This is a genomic window from Novosphingobium sediminis, from assembly GCF_007991615.1.
GTDB classification, from domain to species: Bacteria; Pseudomonadota; Alphaproteobacteria; order Sphingomonadales; family Sphingomonadaceae; genus Novosphingobium; species Novosphingobium sediminis.
The window spans coordinates 219071-237129 of record NZ_BJYR01000007.1; the positions used below are offsets into that span (position 1 = coordinate 219071).

Below are 18059 nucleotides of genomic sequence, written 5' to 3' on the forward strand. Positions count from 1 at the left end.
AGCGCCGATCAGTTCTTCGGCTTGTCCGCTGCCGGAGCCGCCGGAGCTGCCTGAGCCGGGGCATCAGCACCCGCCTGCTGCTTCTGCACTTCGGCGCGCATCGCCGAGATTTCGGCTTCGGTCTTGAAGTCGACCAGTTCGACCTGGAAAACGAGATCCGCATTCGCCGGGATCGGCCCTGCACCCTTCTCGCCATAGCCGATGGCCGCAGGAATGCAGAAGCGCCACACGCTGCCCTTGCTCATCAGTTGCAGGCCTTCGGAAAAGCCCTTGATGACGCCGCCGGCCGGAAACGCCTGCGAGGTGTTCTGATCGAACACGGTGCCATTGGCGGCAAGGTAGCCGATGTAGTTGACAAGCACATAGTCCGACGCACCGGGCTTGGCGCCCTCGGCTGCCTTGAGCACGCGGGTTCCGAGGCCGGAGGCGGTCTTCGCGGTGCACACGCGCAGAGCAGCCGGGACTACCGGGTTCAGCGGCACAGGCAGGATTTCTGCCGCAGGGGCCGGCGCAGCTGCCACCGTTGCAGCCGAAGCGGGTACCCGCTTGGCGGCGGGCGCGGCAACAGCGGGTGCAGCGACCAGTGCGGCGATGGACAGGGAGAGGGCGATTCGGCTGAGGCCGCAGTGCGTGTTGTTCATGCCGCGCCCCATAAAGCACCGTCGTTGCACCTGCCAGCGCTGAACGTATGGCACCCAGGCCACCCTACGCATTTCCCTCTAAGGACTGCGAACGGACTGTGGATGGCGGACAGGCTATCCGATCTGCCATGGCGATTAGTGGCGATTACCCCTCCCCGGTCACGGTCAACGGCTACGTCTGCCGCAATTGCAGCGACGTGGACCGCGCCAAGCGCCATATCGATCCCGCCGATCCCGCAGCGGGCCCCTTCGGCGTCAATGGCAGCCACAAGCCGGGCAAGGCAGCCCAGCCCAAGAACCATTTTTCCGCCGAGGCCCGCAATGTCGATCGCCTCGAAGCGCTGTACCGTGATCGGCGCGCTGCCCCCGTCTCGCCCATCGCCGCCGCCTATGCCGGCGCACCACCTGCGCCAGGAGGGTCGCTTGTTTCCCGCAGCGCGTGAAACTGCTGCTCATTGAACCCTTGACCCCTCGCAAGTGCGGCCTACATGCTTGGGCATGTTCATCGAGACCGAAACCACCCCGAACCCCGCCACGCTGAAGTTTCTTCCGGGCGAGATCGTCATGGCCTCCGGCACGCGCGAGTTCACCTCGCCCGAAGCCGCTGCCGCATCGCCGCTGGCCGAAGCGCTGTTCGCGCTGGGTGACGTGACGGGCGTGCTCTACGGCCGTGACTTTATCGCGGTGACGATCGCACCCGGCTCAGAATGGGCACCGCTCAAGCCGCAGGTTCTGGCACTTCTGCTCGATCATTTCGTGGCGCAGGCGCCGCTCTTCACCGCAGCCGGTGCAGATTTCGTGGTTCCCGGTGAAGCGGACGACGACGTGGACTACGGCGATGATCCCGCCGACGCGGACATCGTCGACCAGATCAAGGACCTTATCGAAACGCGCGTGCGGCCTGCCGTGGCGAACGATGGCGGCGATATCACCTACCGCGGCTTCCGCGAGGGCGTGGTCTATCTCAAGATGCAGGGCGCCTGCTCGGGCTGCCCTTCTTCCACCGCAACGCTCAAGAACGGCATCGAACAGCTGCTCAAGCACTACGTGCCAGAGGTCAGCGAAGTCCGCGCCGCCTGATCCGCTTGTCCTGAAAGTCCTTCTGCATGTCCCAGCCGCTTGACGATGCCGCGCTCGATCAGGTGTTCCGCACCGCCCGCTCCTACAACGGCTTTCTCGACAAGCCGGTGAGCGAAGCGCAGCTCCACTCGATCTGGGAGCTGATGAAGATGGGGCCGACTTCGGCCAACCAGATGCCCGCGCGGCTTGTCTGGTGCACCAGCGACGAAGCCAAGGCAAAGCTCGCCGCCTGCGCCAGCGGCACAAATGGGCCGAAGATCCTTGCAGCGCCGGTCAGCGTGATCATCGGCATGGACCTCGATTTCCACGAACAGCTGCCGTGGCTGTTCCCTCACGCCGATGCAAAGAGCTGGTTCGCCGGCAACGACGCGCTGCGCGAAGCTTCGGCGATGCGCAATTCCACACTGCAGGGCGCCTACTTCATCGTCGCTGCGCGGATGCTCGGGCTCGACACCGGGCCGATGTCGGGCTTCAACAATGACGCGGTCGACGAGGCCTTCTTCGCGGGTACGCGGATCAAGTCCAACTTCATCTCGACGCTCGGCTATGGCGATCCGGCGACGATCTTCGCGCGCAGCCCCCGCCCCGATTTCGCCACCTTCAACACCCTGGCCTGAGGCGGTAAGCGCTTGCGGAGGCTGGTAATCGACAGCGCCACCGAGGCCTGTTCGGTTGCGCTGTTTGATGATGAGGAAATGGTTGCCGGCACCCACGCCATGTTGGGGCGCGGGCATGCCGAACAACTCGTGCCCATGATCGCCGCGCTACCCGGCAAGGGCCGCGCCGAAAGCATTGCGGTCAACTCCGGGCCCGGCAGCTTCACCGGCATTCGCGTAGGCCTCGCCGCGGCGCGTGCGCTGGCGCTGGCGTGGAGCGTGCCGCTCGAAGGCTATGCCTGCCTCGCCCTAGTCGGCGCGATGGCCCGCAGAGAACATCCGGGTTTGGCCATCGACGTAGTGATGAGCGGCGGGCACGGCGAGTGGTTCTTCCAACCTTTCGCGGCGGACGGCGCGCCACTCTCGGAATCCGCATCCCTGCTACCCGATGCCGTCGCGGCGCGCTCGCAGGCCTCCATCATCGTCGGCAGCCAGGCCGAAGCGCTCGCGGCGCGGCGCGGTGGTCAACCGGTGGCTCAGCCGCTTTGGCCCGATGCACGCGCCTTTGCCCTCCTCGGCCGCGATGCCCTGCGCCCCGATCCCGTTCCCCGCTATGGCCGTGCGCCCGATGCACGGCTTCCGGCGGCATGACGGCACCTGCCTGAAGCCCGCCACCATGAGCTTCGGCCCTTCAGACTGCGGCGACGATATCGACCGGATCATGGATGTCATGACCGGCGCCTTTGCGCCCGAGTACGGTGAGGCATGGAACCGCAGGCAGGTCTCTGATTCATTGTTGCTCACCGGAACCGGCTATTGCCTGATCGGCGCCGATGGAACGGTTGGTTCCACCAGCGAAGAACCGACCGCCGGTTTCGCCCTGACCCGATCAGTATTCGACGAGGAAGAACTGCTGCTCTTCGCAGTTCTGCCCCAGTACCGCGGCAAGGGCCTCGGCGCCGCGCTGCTGACCGAAGTGATCGCGCGCGCGCGCCAGCGCGGCATCCGGCGTCTTTTTCTGGAGATGCGCCGCAACAATCCAGCCGGCAAGTTGTACACCGGATTTGGGTTCCGGACTGTCGGTATACGGCCCGGCTACTACCGGACCGCGAGCGGTGAGCGCCTCGATGCGCTCAGCCAGGAACTGCACATTACGGATAACTAAGCATATTTACCTGCAACAGGTCCCGATTGTGAAGTTTCGTTCAGAAAAAGGACCGCTATGCTCCGGAACGGTTGTATCTGTGTTGCGCAAGCGTATATGCGGACCAGTCTACTCTGGACTCACTGAGCCTTGACTGGGCAAAAAACAAGATAACAACCGTAAAAGGTATGGGTACAATGAGTGAAATCGAAAACGATATGCGGGAAACGTTGATCACGTTGACATCGGACATCGTCGCAGCCCACGTGAGCAACAACAGCGTTGCGGTCAATGACCTGCCGGTCCTGATCAGCAATGTCTACAGCGCGCTTGCTGGCCTCAATCCCGCGCAACCGGCTGCAGAACCGGCCCCTGAACCTGCGGTATCTATCCGCGCTTCGGTCAAGAACGACCATATCGTTTGTCTGGAAGACGGCAAGAAGCTCAAGATGCTCAAGCGTCATCTTATGACGCGCTACAACATGACTCCGGATCAGTATCGCACCCGCTGGAACCTGCCGGCCGATTATCCGATGGTCGCACCGGCCTACGCGGAGAAGCGCCGCGAGCTGGCGAAGAAGATCGGACTCGGCCGCAAGCCTGCGCCCAAGCGCGGTCGCAGCGCCAAGGCCGCCGGCTGAACCGCTTGCAAATGGACTTGAACCAGCGAGGCGCCTGCACAGGGCCTCGCTGAGTTCATGTTTTCCCCGATCCGGGCTTGATCCCGCCCGCAAATCGACAGCGCACCGGTTGAAGAATTGGCGCAGCAAACTATGCTGCGCGCAACCTAACCGGGATGGGCGCACTCTTGCATCAGGCAATCGACATTGAGGCGCTTTGCGCAGAGCGGGGTCTGAGGATCACCGAGCAGCGACGCGTCATCGCGCAAGTGCTCTCGGAAAGCACTGACCACCCGGATGTCGAGAAGCTGCACGAACGCGCCTCGGCCCGTGATCCGCGCATTTCCATCGCTACGGTCTACCGCACGGTCCGCCTGTTCGAAGAAGCCGGCATCCTCGACCGCCACGATTTCGGCGATGGCCGCGCCCGCTACGAGGCGACGCCCGAAGCTCACCACGACCACCTCATCGACGTCGAGACCGGCAAGGTCATTGAGTTCGTCGATCCTGAACTCGAGGCGTTGCAGCGCCAGATCGCCGAACGTCTCGGCTACCGCCTCGTCGACCACCGCATGGAGCTCTATGGTGTCAAGTCTGATCGCGAGGCGTAGGGCCCGCCGCATGGTAGGGCCGGAACGCGGCGCCCCCATCACATGGATGGGCTGGATGCGCATTTGCCTGCGCGGCGTGGCATTGGTGCTGTTGATGCTGATCTGCGTGCCGCTGCACTACCTCTACCGCATCGTGCACTATGGCTCACCCTTCCCCAAGCTGTTCCTGTTTGGCGCCGCGCGCATCATCGGCGCTCGCGTGCGGGTCCACGGCGTGCCGCTGAAGCGCGACGTGTTCTACATCTCGAACCACCTTTCGTGGGTTGATATTCTTGCGCTTGGCGGTGCAAGCGGCACGGCCTTCGTCGCCAAGGCCGAACTTTCGCAGGCCCCGATCGTTGGCTGGCTGGCGCGGATCAACCGCACCGTGTTCGTCAGCCGCGAAGACCGCATGGGCGTGGCCGATCAGATCAACCGCCTCAAGGAAGCGCTGGCCGACAATTGGTCGATCACCGTGTTCCCCGAAGGCACCTGCACCGACGGCCGCTCGCTGCTGCCGTTCAAGACCTCGATGCTGCGCGTGCTTGAGCCGCCGCCGCCGGGCGTGATGGTGCAGCCGGTCGTGCTCGATTACGGCCGCGTAGCCGAATGGATCGGCTGGATCGGCACCGAAGACGGCGTTTCCAACGGCAAGCGCATCCTCTCGCGCCGGGGTTCGTTCCGGCTTGAGGTGCATTTCCTCGAACCGTTCGACCCGCAGGGTCTTGCTGGGCGCAAGGCGATTGCCGCCGAGGCACGCCGCCGGATCGAGCCCGCGCTCGAAGCCGCGCTGGGTGAGCCGCTGCGGCCCTTCGCCTTCGATGTCGCTCCCGTGCGCTACGAAGCATCGAAGAACGCGGCGTGAAGCTGAACCTGAAACCGGGCATGGCACAACGCCCGCGCCAGGTGGTCGACAAGCTGGCGAACGCCGTGCGCCGCAAGATCAATCTCGGGAAATTTCATCTTCGCGGCAAACCGGTCCCGCTGCGCAAGGGCCCGCCTGAAGCCTTGCTCGGCTTTGGCCGGTTCGTGGCCAATCCGCGGCGGTTTGGCGGCTTCGTCAGTGGCCCGGCGCTCGCCGCCGCGATCACGGCAGAGATCGATCCTGCCGCCGGCCCCGTGCTCGAACTTGGCCCCGGCACAGGCGTATTCACCCGCGCTCTGCTTGCGCGCGGCGTGGCGGAGCGCGATCTGGTGCTGGTGGAACTCGATCAGAAGCTGGCCGCGCGGCTGCGCATCGCTTTCCCTCAAGCCCTTGTCCTGTGCTGCAAGGCCGGAAGCGTCACGGCAGAAATGCTCGAAGGCCGCCGTCCGGCCGCCGTGGTCAGCGGATTGCCGCTGCTCAACTTCCCGGATGAGGAGGTGGAGCGCATCATCACGGCCACCTTTGCGGTCTGCACGTCGGATACGGCGCTTTACCAGTTCACCTACGGCCCCAAGTGCCCGGTCAACAAGGATATCAGGGCGCGGCTCGGTCTGACCGCCCAGCGCACCACGCGCATCTGGCGCAACGTGCCGCCAGCTTCGGTGTACCGCATCATCCGTAACTGACGGCACCCGCGCGCGGCGGGTCAGCCCTGCTGCCGCCGCCGGCCCTGTTCGCCTTGCTGCGCGATATGGCAGCGGCCGCGATCGTATTCGCCAACCGTGCGGATCACATCCGCCCCCTGCGGTTCGACTCGCCGCCCTGTGGCAATGCCGGAGAGTACGCGCGCGACCAGCGTATCGAGCTGCGTAACCAGATAGCAGGCCACATCGGGTTCGGCATGGCTGTTGCCGACGCCGCTATCGTCGGTGAGGAAAATATAGCGCCCCTGCGTCAGCGCGGCCATCGAACGCATGACATATTGCGCGCTGTCTTCCACCCCGCTCGCAGCGACAGGCACGATCTGGACGCCTCGGCTGCGCAGCACCTGCGTCGCATCCAGCGTGGCGCCGATCGCATCCTCGTGCGGCGGGGCATCGGTCACGAGCAGCACGGCCTTTGCTGCGTCCGGGCGCCACTGCAGGCGGCCTGCTTCTGCCACAGCGCGGTCCATCGCCTCGGGCGCATCGCCGCCGCCATTGGCATCCTGCCGCGCAAGCAGCGTGCGGATCGATCCGATGTTTTCGGTCAGCGGTGTGGACTGGACCACATAGTCATCGCCCTGATCGCGGTAGAGCACCACGCCGATGCGCAGATCGAGCTGGCCAGCATTGCGCTTGAGCCGCGCGACAATCGTGTCGAGCTCGGCCTGGATATACTCCATCTCGTCGCCCATGCTGCCGGTGGTGTCGATCACCAAGGCCAGATCCATCGCGCGCGGCGCAGCGGCAAGGCCAGGTAGCGTGACGTTGACCAGCCGGCCGGCGGACAGCGCGAAGGGCTTGCGCGCAAAGCCGGCGCTGCCGTTGACGCTTACCGTGGTCTGCTGCGGGATGCGGTCCGCGCGCGGATAGAACGAGGCCGTCCCGTCCGCTGCCGTGACAAGGCGGAGCGGCGCGCCGGGGCGGCCGACCTCGGTTGTTGCAAACGGCACTGGCCGTCCCCGCGCATCGACCACGCGGATCACGACCCGGCTGCGCGTATCGTAGAATGGCAGCGACTGACCGCTCGCTTGCAGGAAGCGTCCGGCATAGGCGGCATACTGCACAGGGTTGAGCAAATCATCCACGTCACCGGCAGTGAGCAGGCCCGATTGCGGCTGGACGGAACTGCGCGGCATGGCAGGCGGCTCGGTCACCACTGGCGGCGGGGCGACCGGTTCGGTCAACGTCGTCTCGGTCTTGCCGCTGACGACTCCGGCGACATTCCATTCCGATTTCTTAGTGACCGCGCGGACTGCCGCAGGAGACGGCGCATCTTCCGCGGCGATATCTGGCAAGGGAACCGAATGCGAAGCACCGGACGCTTCCGGCGCCTTCTCGCTGCAAGCGGCAAGCGCCAGCAAGCTGCCCCCCAGGATGAACGTGGAAACGCTGCGAGCAACGACACGACGACGCATGGGCAGACCTCCCTATGGGGTCCGTTAAATCTCTACTTATTTACTTTGGATTGCAAGGCGGATTTTGCACGCGCCGCCGACCATCACGTCCGAAGCGGTTGCTGCAGCAGCTCACATGACCCGAAAAGTACTTTCATCTCTATGCCTTGCAATGCCTACTGCCCCGCCGGTGCGGTCCCATCAGCGGGGAAGCGGAACAGGTAGTACGGCGCCTTTTCGCGCATGTGCGCCTTCGATTGCATCATCACGTCGGGGATGTCGCTGTCAGCCACGTAGATCATGTTGTTCGGGCCGAAGCTCAGTCCATCGGGCCAGCGCATCCTCGGATGGCCGGCGAGTGCAGTGAGCTTCCGGTCCGGCCCGAGCTTCCACACGATCCCATCCTCGATGCCCGTAAGGTAGATGCTGCCTTCGTTATCGATGGTGAGGCCATCGGCCTGCGGGCGCTCGGCATAAGGCTCGACACGGGCGGCGAGTTCTGACGGCGAGAGGCTCTCGTTATTGAGGTCCGCCACCCGCACGCGCGAAAGCATCCTGCCGGACATCGGCCCGATATAGAGCCAAGTCCCCTGCCGATCGACCGCGATGGGATCGAAGCCCGGGTGGAACCAGAACAGGCTGCTGCCGAGTGGCTGCATCAACCGCCCCTGCGCCCGCACGGCATAAGGTCCGGGCATGATCGCGGGGTGGCGATCGAGCACGCGGCGCGCCTTGCCCGTCTCGCTATCCAGCACGATCAGGCCCGGATGCCCGCTGAACACGCCGATATCGGCAATATAGATCATCCGCCCCGCCGCATCGATCTGCATGTCCTGTACATAGGAGCCAATGCCGGCGACCGAGCGCGGGAGCCAGATCTGCTTGATCGGCTTGTTGGTGCCCAGATCGACCGCCACCAACCGCGCGCCGAACAGGCCATGTTCGCCGTGGTCGATGCTCCAGAGACGGTTCCGGCTGTCGATGCGAATGTTGAACACCGCACCGTAGGAAGGCTTGCTGCGGTCTCCGCGTTGCATCTCCAGGTTCGGATAAGGAACGGGCCTGCCGTTCACCAGTTCGAGCACTTTGATCGCGGGGTGCCCCTCGGCGTGGTAGGTGAAGAACACGCGGCCCGTGGCCGAGACGGCGATGTTGCCGGGCGGTTCGGGCAGGGTTGCGATAAGTTCAGCCTTCAGGCGCGGCTTGGGATCGCCGATGCGCGGGAACGGCTGACCGGTGCCGCCATAATTCGCAAAGAACCAAGCGACGAATGCGGCGAGCAGAACGCCGACCACGACAGCGATGCGAAGGAGGTTTCGAACCATCGGGCGGTCATCCGGTTTGCAGGAGAACGATTCTTACGATATGAACGTTGTTATGCTTATTCGTTCAGTTATGCAAGGAGCGCTCAGCCCGGTCCGCGCGGCGCGCCGCGAGCGGTTGCTTGATGCCGCAGAAACACTGTTTGTCTGGCAAGGCTTCCGCGCCACCTCCATCGAGGGCATCGCCGAAGCGGCAGGCATGTCGAAAGTGACGCTCTACGGCTATTTCCGCGACAAGGAGGCGGTGTTCATCGCGGTGGCAGAACGGATCGCGGACACAATGGCAAGCGCGGTCGAGGCCGCGCTGGAGGGCGAAACCCCCTTCCCCGCACCATTGGCCGCCGCGCTGATTGCCAAGCACCGCATCGTGCTGGACCGCGTGCAGCGCTCCGCCTTCGCCAGTGAACTGTTCGAAGCTAAGGCGGCGCATGTCACGCGCCGCTTCAAGGCTCTTGATGAGGCCATCCTGCGCGGGCTGGCACAGGCCTTGGTACGCGAGGGGACGCCCCACGCCGACGCGGAGGAATCCGCGCAGCTGTTGTTCTGCGCCGCAAACGGCATCGCCAATCGCGCCGCCGATGCCGATGTGCTCGCCGCACGGATCGAGCGGCTGGTGCACGCGGTCGTGGCCACCTAGCCCCCTTCTATCCCGCCGCGATTTGGCGTAAGCGCCCGCGATGACCGCGACCCCGCCCCGCACTTTCCAAGTCAAGAGCTTCGGCTGCCAGATGAACGTCTATGACGGCGAGCGCATGGCCGAGCTGCTCGCCGCCGAAGGCATGCGCGCGGCAGACGAAGGCGCTGCGGCCGATCTCGTCGTGCTCAACACCTGCCACATCCGCGAGAAGGCGACCGAGAAGGTCTACTCGGACATCGGCCGCATCGTGAAGGACGGGCGCGCGCAAGGGACGGTGCCGTTGATCGCGGTCGCCGGCTGCGTGGCGCAGGCGGAGGGCGAGGAAATCATGGCGCGGGCCCCTTCGGTGCGCGTCGTCGTCGGCCCGCAGGCCTATCACCGCCTGCCCGCGATGGTCGCCGAAGCCGCTGCCGGTGGACGCGCGACAGAAACCGACATGCCGGCGGAAGCCAAATTCGCCGCGCTCCCCAAACGCCGCAAGGTGGGGGCATCCGCCTTCCTCACCGTGCAGGAAGGTTGCGACAAGTTCTGCACCTATTGCGTGGTGCCCTACACACGCGGAGCGGAGCTTTCGCGCCCTTATGCCGATCTCGTAAGCGAGGCCCGCGCTCTGGTTGAAGGCGGCGCGCGCGAGATCACGCTGCTGGGGCAGAACGTGAATGCGTGGGCGGGCGAGGACGAACGCGGTCGCCGCGTCGGCTTGGCGGGGCTCGCCGAGGAACTCGCGAAGATCGAGGAACTGGCGCGCATCCGCTACACGACCAGCCACCCCACCGACATGGACGATGCGCTGATCGAAGCGCATGGCAGCAATGCCAAACTCATGCCGTTCCTCCACCTGCCGGTGCAATCGGGCAGCGACCGTGTGCTGAAAGCCATGAACCGCAGCCACACCGCCGCGAGCTATCTGCGCATTCTGGAACGCGTGCGCGCCGCGCGGCCGGACATCGCGCTCTCGGGCGATTTCATCGTCGGCTTTCCGGGCGAGACCGAGGCCGAGTTCGAGGAAACGCTGCAGATCATCGCCGAAGCCCGCTATGCGCAGGCCTTCAGCTTCAAGTATTCGCCCCGCCCCGGCACGCCGGCCGCCACGATGGACGGCCAGATCGCGCCGGAGGTCATGGACGAACGCCTGCAGCGCCTGATTGCGGCGCTCCAGCGTGATAGCCTTGCGTTCAACAAGGCCAGCGTCGGCAAGCGCTGCGAAGTGCTGGTCGAGCGCAAGGGCCGCCATGCCGGGCAGTGGCTCGGCAAATCGCCCTGGCTGCAATCGGTGCACTTCACCGGAGACGTGGCGATGGGTGATCTCGTCGAGGTGGACCTTGTCGAGGCCGGCCCCAACTCTCTCGGCGGCCAGTTGGTGGCGCGCGCCGCCGCCTGAGCAGCGGCGCGGCCTCACAGATCAACCGTGGTGGTGGCGATGCCAAGCCCGGGCGCGTGCGACGCGGGCACGGTGGAGCTGGCGCTGATCGCGGTGCAGTTCGCGGCGGTCATGGCGAAGCTCGCGGCGGTCTTCGCGCACTTCATGGCGCTCACGCACCACTTCGCGGTGAATGGCATGGGGCCCGGCGTGGCCGACAGCTGGGCCGATCTGCGCCTGAGCCAGAGCCGGAGTCAGCGCGAGGAACGCGGCAGCGAGCAGGAACTTGCGCATGGGATTCTCCTTCAAACGGGATCGCTTGCCTGCGACCACGGGTAAACAATGCCTTGTGCAGCCTGAACCGGCAGAGAACAGCGCCGTAAGGCAGGTGTTATCTTGGTCGCAATTTGTCGCAAGGATCGCCCCGACCGCCACAAGGCGGTGCAAATCATGCAATTTCCACCCCGCCTGTCTTGCGCCTGTCGCATGGGTGCCTAATCTGGGGGCAGCTATCCTGAAAGGAGCGCATGGCCCGCAAGTTTTCCCGCTCGCATGAAGAAGGTCCCCGCAGCGAATGGCAGGGCACCTTCCGCAACGATCCGCATAAAGGCGATGCCGCCCGCAGCGACCAGCGGCGACGCGCCCGGATAGAGATCGCCTTCGAAGAGCAGACCGTGCTCGGCGCACTGTTTGGCCAGTTCGACCAGAATCTGGTGCAGATCGAAAACCGCATGGGCGTGTATATTTCGGCGCGCGGCAACAAGGCGGTGATCGAGGGACCGGACGATGCAGTGGCCCGCGCGCGCGATGTGCTGAAAGGCATGCACCAGCGCCTGCTGGCCGGGCACGAAGTCGATGCCGGCGCGGTCGAATCGCTCATCATGATGTCGAACGAGCCGACGCTGGAGGGCATCCTCTCCGGCGCTCCGGACGGCGCGCCGCCGATCATGATCCGCACGCGCAAGAAAACCATTGTCCCGCGCTCGGCCAAGCAGATCGAATACATGCGGGCATTGGTGCGTGATGACGTGATCTTCGCGCTCGGCCCGGCCGGCACGGGCAAAACCTACCTCGCCGTGGCGCAAGCCGTCGCGCAGCTCATCAGCGGCAGCGTACAGCGTCTGATCCTCTCGCGCCCGGCAGTGGAAGCGGGCGAGCGGCTCGGCTTCCTTCCCGGCGACATGAAGGAGAAGGTCGATCCCTATCTCCGCCCGCTCTACGATGCGCTGTATGATTGCATGCCGCCCGAGCAGGTCGAACGGAGGCTGGCCTCGGGCGAGATCGAGATCGCCCCGATTGCCTTCATGCGCGGGCGCACGCTGGCGGATGCGTTCGTCATCCTCGACGAGGCGCAGAACACCACGCCGATGCAGATGAAGATGTTCCTCACCCGTTTCGGCCAGAACAGCCGCATGGTGATCTGCGGCGATCCCAAGCAGACCGACCTGCCCGGCGGAACGGCTGCGAGCGGACTGAACGACGCGGTAAACCGGCTCTCGGGTGTCGAGGGCATCGGCATGGTGAAGTTTGGCGTGGCAGACGTGGTGCGCCACCCGATCGTCGGCCGGATCGTCGAGGCTTACGAGGGCAAGGACGGGTGAGCACAAAGCCTGCCCACGCGCCAATATCCTTCGACAAGCTCAGGATGAGCGGAGTCTAGTTTGTACAAATTGCAAAAAGAACCGCTCGTGCTGAGCTTGTCGAAGCACCTCACGCAGTGCCCGCCACGATGAGCGCGCCCACCCTCGAGCTCGATATCGATCCTGTCTGGCCTTCCTCCACAGACTGGGAAGATCTCGCCGCGCGCGCGGCGGAGGCAGCCGGTGCCGTTGCGCCCGAACTCGCGCACGAACACCTGCTCGTCAGCCTTGTCATGGCCGATGACGAGGAAGTCCACGCGCTCAACAAGCAGTGGCGCGCCAAGGACAAGCCGACCAATGTGCTGTCCTTCCCGATGCTGTCCCGCGAGGAAGTGCTGGCCGCCGCCGCCGCGCCTGATGCGCCGGGTATGCTGGGCGATCTGATCCTCGCTCACGGTGTCTGCACGCGCGAGGCGGCGGAAAAGGGCATCGCGGTAGAGGCCCATGCTTCCCATCTCATCGTCCATGGACTGCTCCATCTCGCCGGCTACGATCACGAGACCGGCGAGGATGACGCTGCGGAAATGGAGGCTCTGGAGACAAAGGCGCTTGCGCTGATAGGCCTCGCAGACCCATATGCGGCGCATTAGCAGCGCAGGAGTTGGGACAAGTGCCTGAAGTGGGCGGGTCTGGCGGCGAGAGCCGATCGGGCGACGGGGACAGTAGCGGCGCGCTGTGGCGCGCGCTCAAGGGGTTCTTTCGGGGGCCGGATAACGACCAGTCGCTGCGTGCGCAGATCGAGGAAGCGATCGAAGAGCACGAAGGCGACGCAGGCGGCAGCAACGGCGCAGACGGCGATCTCCTGCCGCTTGAGCGCCAGATGCTCAAGAACCTGCTCCATTTCAGCGAGAACGACGCTGACGACGTGGCCATTCCGCGCGGCGAGATTGTGGCGATCCCGGCTGCCGCGACCTTCGAGGAAGTGGTGAGCGCCTTTGCCGAGCATGGCCACAGCCGCCTGCCGGTCTATGGCGACTCGCTCGATGAAGTCGTCGGCATGCTTCACGTGAAGGACCTGTTTCCGATCGTCGCGGGCATGGCGCTGTCCGGCAAGGGGCCGCCGAAGGACTGGACCGGCCTGATGCGCCAGCCGCTGTTCGTGCCGCAGGCGCGCGGCGCATTGGATGTGCTGGTCGACATGCGCTCCAGCCGTACGCATCTGGCTATCGTGATCGATGAATATTCGGGCACCGACGGCATCATCACCATCGAGGACCTCGTCGAGGAGATCGTCGGCGAGATCGAGGACGAGCACGACGACGCGCCGCAGGACCTGATGCGCCAGATCGACGAACTGACCTGGGAAGCGGACGCCCGCGTCGAGCTTGACGATGTGGGTGAACGCATCGATCCCCGGCTTGCGCTGGTGGACGAGGACGTGGATACTCTGGGCGGGCTCGCGGTCGTGCTGGCGGGGGAAGTCCCGCCAGTAGGCCGCGTGCTGGAACATGACAGCGGGTGGCGGATCGAGGTGACGGCAGGGGATGAGCGCAGGCTCACCCGGCTGCGGCTCCACGCACCCGTGCCCGAGAGTGCCGAGGAAGACTGAGTTTCAATGATTCGCCGCCTGCCCCCGCTGCGCTCGCTCGAAGCGTTCATCCGCGTCGTGCGGACAGGCTCGGCCAAGACGGCGGCGGCGGAACTGGCGCTGAGCCCGTCCGCCCTCTCGCGCCGATTGGGCGCGCTGGAGGAATTCATCGGCAAGCCGGTGTTCGAGCGCAAGCACCAGTTGCTCAAGCTGACCGAGGAAGGCCAGCAACTCTACGATGCCGTCGCGCCCTTGATCGACGAGATGGCCGACCGCATCGACCGCCTTATCGATACCGGTCAGGTCCTGCGCCTGCGGCTCGGGGTGCTGCCCTTGTTCGGCAGCCAGCGCCTGTTCCCGCGCCTTGGCGAACTGAGGAAGCTGCACCCGCAGCTGCACATCGACATCGACAGCTCGACTGCCGCCGAGACCAAGCTGGGCGACACGATCGACGCGGCAATCATCCTGTCTGAAGGCCCGGACGGCACGCTCCATTCGGTGCGGCTGGATCACAACCGCGTCTATGCCATCGCCACGCCCGAAATTGTGGCGGAAGTCGGCCCACGGCCGGACCTTGCGAAGCTCAACAAGCAGACCTTCCTCGTTCACAACGACCTGCCGATGAGCTTCGAGGCGTGGAAGCGCACGCTCCATCTGGAAGCGCTCCAGCCCGCCGCCATCGACCATTTCGATTCCGGCCAGCTGATTCTCGAGGCCGCCGCGCAGGGCCTTGGCATCGCGATCATGCACGATGACCACTACAAGCGCAGCCACGATCCGCGCGTGGCCCGGCTCTACGACATCGAAGTCGACAGCCCCTATTCCTACTGGTTCGTATGCCGCCCCCGCGCGCTGCAATCGCGCCCGGTGCGGCTGTTCCACGACTGGATGATCAAGGCAGGGCTGTAGCGCCCGTCAAAGCACGACGCGGTACTGCACGAAGCCCGAGCGCTCGGCGACCTTGTCGTAGAGCTTCATCGCGTCGGTGTTGGTTTCGTGTGTCAGCCAATAGAGCCGTGAGGCGCCCGCCGCTTCGGCCTCGCTACGGACGTGGGCAATAAGGGCCCGGCCAACGCCGACGCCGCGCACGTCAGGTTCGGCGAAAAGATCCTGCAGGTAGCAGTACGGGCCATCGGTCCAGGTCGAGCGGTGGAAGATCCAATGGACCAGCCCGACGGCGCGGTCGCCCTGCCAGGCCAGCATCGCGTGCATCGGCTCGGCGGGGTCGTGGAGCCGCGCCCAGGTGATATCTGTCACCCGGGCGGGAATCTCCGCTTTGTAGAAGCGCTGGTAGCCTTGCCAGAGGTGCTCCCAAGCGGCGCGATCAGCCGCGCCGGGGACCCTGAGTTCCAGCGCCATGCCGTCAGCCCGCGACGATCGCAGCCTTGTGGATCACACCCGGCTTTGCCGGCGGCTCGCCCTTGGGCAGCGCGTCGACGTGTTCCATGCCGCTCTCGACTTCGCCCCACACGGTGTACTGCTTGTCGAGGAAGCGCGCATCGTCGAAGCAGATGAAGAACTGGCTGTTGGCCGAGTGCGGATAGCTGGTGCGGGCCATCGAGCAGACGCCGCGCACGTGGGGGGCATCGTTGAATTCGGCCTTGAGGTCGGGCTTCGAGGAGCCGCCCATGCCGGTGCCCTGCGGACAGCCACCCTGAGCCATGAAGCCCGGGATCACGCGGTGGAACTTCACGCCGTCGTAGAAACCTTCGCCGACCAGTTCCTTGATGCGTTCCACATGGCCCGGCGCGAGGTCGGGCCGCAGGTTGATCACAACATCACCGCCATCGAGCGTGAGAACCAGTTTTTCGTTCGCCATGGTCATCAAATCCCTTCTGTGTGGCGCCAGCCTATAATCTCTTGCCCGCTAATGTATACCTCTAGAGGTTGCTTTTGCGCGCCCCTTGCGTATCGCCTCACGCCATGGCGCGCGATGAAGACCTGCACGACTCCGCCCTGTCGGATGGCGGCTCCGTGATGACGGAGACGGCGAGCGTGCACGAGCAGCCCGAGCCCCCGCACGTTGAATTGGCGCGCAACGCCGAGAGCCTCGACGACGAGGACAACACGCTGCGCCCCTCGTTCATCCGCCGCGTGACCGAAGCGCTCGACGCGGACGATCAGGAGACCGTCTACAACCTCGTCGAACCGCTCCACCCGGCCGACGTGGCCGACTTGTTCGAGCTGATCGGACCGGACTACCGCGTCGATCTTGCCCGCGCGATCAACGACCTGCTCGGCTCCGAAGTCATTGCCGAGCTCAACGACTATGTCCGCGACGATCTCGTCGAGGAGCTCGATCCCGATGAAGTCGCCGAACTCGCCGGCGACATGGAAACCGACGACGCCGTCGCGCTGATCCAGGACCTCGACGAGGAGGACCAGCAGGCCGTCCTCGCCGAGATGGAGCCGGAAGACCGCGCCGCCATCGAAAGCGCGCTGGCCTATCCGGAGGACTCCGCCGGCCGCATCATGAGCCGCGACGTGATCGCGGTGCCGGAACACATGACGGTCGGCGATCTCATCGACTACATGCGCGAGGAGCAGGACCTCGCGACCGAGTTCTGGGAAGTGTTCATCGTCGATCCCAAGCATCGGCCGATCGGCACCTGCGCGCTCTCGTGGATCCTGCGGACCCCGCGTTCCATCGCGCTGACCGATGTGATGAAGCGGGACCAGACGCTGATCCCGGTGACGATGGATCAGGAAGAAGTCGCGCTGCGCTTCCAGAAGTACGCGCTGATTTCCGCCGCCGTGGTCGACGAAAGCGGCCGGCTCGTTGGCCAGATCACCGTCGACGACGTGGTCCACATCATTCAGGAAGAGGCGAGCGAGGACATCCTGCGCCTGTCCGGTGCGGGCGACGGCGACATCAACGAGCCGATCCACCTGACCGTGCGCACGCGGCTTTCGTGGCTGGTGGTGAACCTTGGCACCGCGATCATCGCCTCCTCGGTGGTCGGCATGTTCCAAGGCGCGATTGCCAGGCTGGCGCTGCTCGCGGTGCTGATGCCGATCGTTTCGGGCATGGGCGGCAATGCGGGGACGCAGACGCTGGCAGTGGTTGTGCGCGCCATCGCGACCAACCAGCTGACCAGTTCCAATACCATCCGCATGATCCTGCGCGAGTTTCGCATCGCGCTCGCCAATGGGCTCTCGCTCGGCGTGCTGATCGGCACCGGCACTGCGCTGCTGTTCCAGAACCCGCTGCTGGGCGGCGTGATCGGCGCGGCGATGGTGATCAACAACCTCGTGGCGGGGCTGGCCGGGATCATGGTTCCCGTCACGCTCGACCGGCTGAAAGTCGATCCGGCGGTATCCTCCGCCGTCTTCGTGACCATGGCGACCGACGTGATGGGCTTCTTCTCCTTCCTCGGCCTCGCCGTGCTCAGCGGGCTGGCCTGACAGACCCCTATGCCTCTCCACATGACCAAGGTCGCCTACGGGGCGACATCGTTCGAAGACCTCCACAGCTGGTTCAAGACGCGCGGCGACAAGGCGCGGCTGACGACGCGGTATCTGCCCAAACGCCATGAAGAGATGATCGGCGGCTCGCTCTACTGGATCTTCAAGCACCAGTTGGTGGCGCGCAGCGAGATCCTCGGCTTCGAGGAAGCTGAAGGCGGGCGGACCCATATCGTGATCTCGACCAAGCTGATCGACGTCCACCCCAAGCCCAAGCGCGCGCATCAGGGCTGGCGGTATCTGGAGGCCGATGATGCCCCCGCCGATCTGGCGGATGGCGAGAGCGCCGAGGTGCTGCCGCCGAGCCTTGCGGGCGAACTGGCGAAGCTGGGGCTGGCCTGACGATCTGGTGGCGCAGGCCTCAAGAGGCTGCAAGTTGACACGGTTGACACGGTCCTGAGCGAAAACTCCAAGGCCCGGGCGCGCCCGGTTGGGACACCCGGCAAGGGCCCGAAGCGGCGCATTTGTGGGGA

23 protein-coding genes are annotated in these 18059 nt (G+C 65.1%); 17 read left to right on the forward strand and 6 right to left on the reverse strand.

Going from position 1 to position 18059, the window contains the following annotated elements; translation table 11 throughout:
* Positions 1 to 8: 8 nt before the first annotated feature.
* Positions 9 to 641 (reverse strand): FKBP-type peptidyl-prolyl cis-trans isomerase, encoded by a 633-nt coding sequence (locus NSE01_RS05670; RefSeq protein WP_147158658.1) that lies wholly within the window; start codon positions 639 to 641, stop codon positions 9 to 11.
* A gap of 128 nt (positions 642 to 769) precedes the next feature.
* On the opposite strand from NSE01_RS05670, the gene NSE01_RS05675 reads away from it, so the two are divergent.
* The 9 genes from NSE01_RS05675 to NSE01_RS05715 all read left to right on the forward strand — a co-directional run bounded on the left by NSE01_RS05675 (position 770) and on the right by NSE01_RS05715 (position 6222).
* Positions 770 to 1084 (forward strand): hypothetical protein, encoded by a 315-nt coding sequence (locus tag NSE01_RS05675; RefSeq protein ID WP_147158659.1) that lies wholly within the window; start codon positions 770 to 772, stop codon positions 1082 to 1084.
* Between the two features lie 55 nt (positions 1085 to 1139).
* Positions 1140 to 1721, forward strand: coding sequence for a NifU family protein (locus NSE01_RS05680; RefSeq protein ID WP_147158660.1), 582 nt, complete (start codon positions 1140 to 1142; stop codon positions 1719 to 1721).
* Positions 1722 to 1747: 26 nt separating this feature from the next.
* Positions 1748 to 2338, forward strand: coding sequence for a malonic semialdehyde reductase (locus NSE01_RS05685; protein WP_147158661.1), 591 nt, complete (start codon positions 1748 to 1750; stop codon positions 2336 to 2338).
* A gap of 12 nt (positions 2339 to 2350) precedes the next feature.
* Positions 2351 to 2968 (forward strand): tRNA (adenosine(37)-N6)-threonylcarbamoyltransferase complex dimerization subunit type 1 TsaB, encoded by a 618-nt coding sequence (gene tsaB, locus NSE01_RS05690; protein WP_147158662.1) that lies wholly within the window; start codon positions 2351 to 2353, stop codon positions 2966 to 2968.
* 25 nt (positions 2969 to 2993) lie between these two features.
* A complete protein-coding gene (locus tag NSE01_RS05695) occupies positions 2994 to 3482 on the forward strand; it encodes a GNAT family N-acetyltransferase (protein ID WP_147158724.1) in 489 nt (162 codons plus the stop codon).
* A gap of 176 nt (positions 3483 to 3658) precedes the next feature.
* On the forward strand, positions 3659 to 4102 hold the full coding sequence (locus tag NSE01_RS05700; RefSeq protein ID WP_147158663.1) for a Ros/MucR family transcriptional regulator: 444 nt from the start codon (positions 3659 to 3661) through the stop codon (positions 4100 to 4102).
* Positions 4103 to 4269: 167 nt separating this feature from the next.
* Positions 4270 to 4692 (forward strand): Fur family transcriptional regulator, encoded by a 423-nt coding sequence (locus NSE01_RS05705; RefSeq protein WP_147158725.1) that lies wholly within the window; start codon positions 4270 to 4272, stop codon positions 4690 to 4692.
* A 10-nt stretch (positions 4693 to 4702) separates the two neighbouring features.
* Positions 4703 to 5536, forward strand: coding sequence for a lysophospholipid acyltransferase family protein (locus NSE01_RS05710; RefSeq protein ID WP_246135048.1), 834 nt, complete (start codon positions 4703 to 4705; stop codon positions 5534 to 5536).
* Positions 5533 to 6222, forward strand: coding sequence for a class I SAM-dependent methyltransferase (locus NSE01_RS05715; RefSeq protein ID WP_147158664.1), 690 nt, complete (start codon positions 5533 to 5535; stop codon positions 6220 to 6222). The genes NSE01_RS05710 and NSE01_RS05715 overlap by 4 nt, the downstream gene beginning before the upstream one ends.
* A 20-nt stretch (positions 6223 to 6242) precedes the next feature.
* Here the strand turns inward: NSE01_RS05715 and NSE01_RS05720 are convergent, their stop codons facing one another.
* A complete protein-coding gene (locus NSE01_RS05720) occupies positions 6243 to 7655 on the reverse strand; it encodes a vWA domain-containing protein (protein ID WP_147158665.1) in 1413 nt (470 codons plus the stop codon).
* A 155-nt stretch (positions 7656 to 7810) separates the two neighbouring features.
* A complete protein-coding gene (locus NSE01_RS05725; protein WP_147158666.1) occupies positions 7811 to 8959 on the reverse strand; it encodes an L-dopachrome tautomerase-related protein in 1149 nt (382 codons plus the stop codon).
* A gap of 52 nt (positions 8960 to 9011) precedes the next feature.
* Here NSE01_RS05725 and NSE01_RS05730 point away from each other — a divergent pair, with 52 nt between their 5' ends.
* Positions 9012 to 9593, forward strand: a complete 582-nt coding sequence (locus NSE01_RS05730; RefSeq protein WP_170233769.1) for a TetR/AcrR family transcriptional regulator — start codon at positions 9012 to 9014, stop codon at positions 9591 to 9593.
* A 40-nt stretch (positions 9594 to 9633) separates the two neighbouring features.
* Positions 9634 to 10974 (forward strand): tRNA (N6-isopentenyl adenosine(37)-C2)-methylthiotransferase MiaB, encoded by a 1341-nt coding sequence (gene miaB / locus NSE01_RS05735; RefSeq protein ID WP_147158668.1) that lies wholly within the window; start codon positions 9634 to 9636, stop codon positions 10972 to 10974.
* Positions 10975 to 10995: 21 nt separating this feature from the next.
* On the opposite strand, the gene NSE01_RS05740 is transcribed toward miaB, so the two are convergent.
* On the reverse strand, positions 10996 to 11247 hold the full coding sequence (locus NSE01_RS05740) for a hypothetical protein (RefSeq protein ID WP_147158669.1): 252 nt from the start codon (positions 11245 to 11247) through the stop codon (positions 10996 to 10998).
* 233 nt (positions 11248 to 11480) lie between these two features.
* On the opposite strand from NSE01_RS05740, the gene NSE01_RS05745 reads away from it, so the two are divergent.
* From NSE01_RS05745 to NSE01_RS05760, 4 genes are all read left to right on the forward strand, one after another.
* The gene (locus tag NSE01_RS05745; RefSeq protein WP_147158670.1) at positions 11481 to 12554 is read left to right on the forward strand and encodes a PhoH family protein; all 1074 of its coding nucleotides are present in this window, start codon (positions 11481 to 11483) and stop codon (positions 12552 to 12554) included.
* Positions 12555 to 12682: 128 nt separating this feature from the next.
* Entirely contained in the window at positions 12683 to 13183 is a 501-nt protein-coding gene (ybeY, locus tag NSE01_RS05750) for an rRNA maturation RNase YbeY (protein WP_147158671.1), read from the forward strand.
* Between the two features lie 20 nt (positions 13184 to 13203).
* Complete coding sequence (locus tag NSE01_RS05755; protein ID WP_147158672.1) at positions 13204 to 14142, forward strand: hemolysin family protein; 939 nt, start codon at positions 13204 to 13206, stop codon at positions 14140 to 14142.
* A 6-nt stretch (positions 14143 to 14148) separates the two neighbouring features.
* On the forward strand, positions 14149 to 15030 hold the full coding sequence (locus tag NSE01_RS05760; protein WP_147158673.1) for a LysR substrate-binding domain-containing protein: 882 nt from the start codon (positions 14149 to 14151) through the stop codon (positions 15028 to 15030).
* Positions 15031 to 15036: 6 nt separating this feature from the next.
* On the opposite strand, the gene NSE01_RS05765 is transcribed toward NSE01_RS05760, so the two are convergent.
* Both NSE01_RS05765 and NSE01_RS05770 read right to left on the reverse strand, forming a co-directional pair.
* Positions 15037 to 15480 (reverse strand): GNAT family N-acetyltransferase, encoded by a 444-nt coding sequence (locus NSE01_RS05765; RefSeq protein WP_147158674.1) that lies wholly within the window; start codon positions 15478 to 15480, stop codon positions 15037 to 15039.
* Between the two features lie 4 nt (positions 15481 to 15484).
* A complete protein-coding gene (locus NSE01_RS05770) occupies positions 15485 to 15940 on the reverse strand; it encodes a peptidylprolyl isomerase (RefSeq protein WP_147158727.1) in 456 nt (151 codons plus the stop codon).
* Positions 15941 to 16098: 158 nt separating this feature from the next.
* Between NSE01_RS05770 and mgtE the strand changes: the two genes are divergently transcribed.
* The gene (gene mgtE, locus NSE01_RS05775) at positions 16099 to 17526 is read left to right on the forward strand and encodes a magnesium transporter (RefSeq protein WP_147158728.1); all 1428 of its coding nucleotides are present in this window, start codon (positions 16099 to 16101) and stop codon (positions 17524 to 17526) included.
* 9 nt (positions 17527 to 17535) lie between these two features.
* Positions 17536 to 17928 (forward strand): DUF1489 family protein, encoded by a 393-nt coding sequence (locus NSE01_RS05780; RefSeq protein WP_147158675.1) that lies wholly within the window; start codon positions 17536 to 17538, stop codon positions 17926 to 17928.
* Positions 17929 to 18059: the final 131 nt, after the last annotated feature.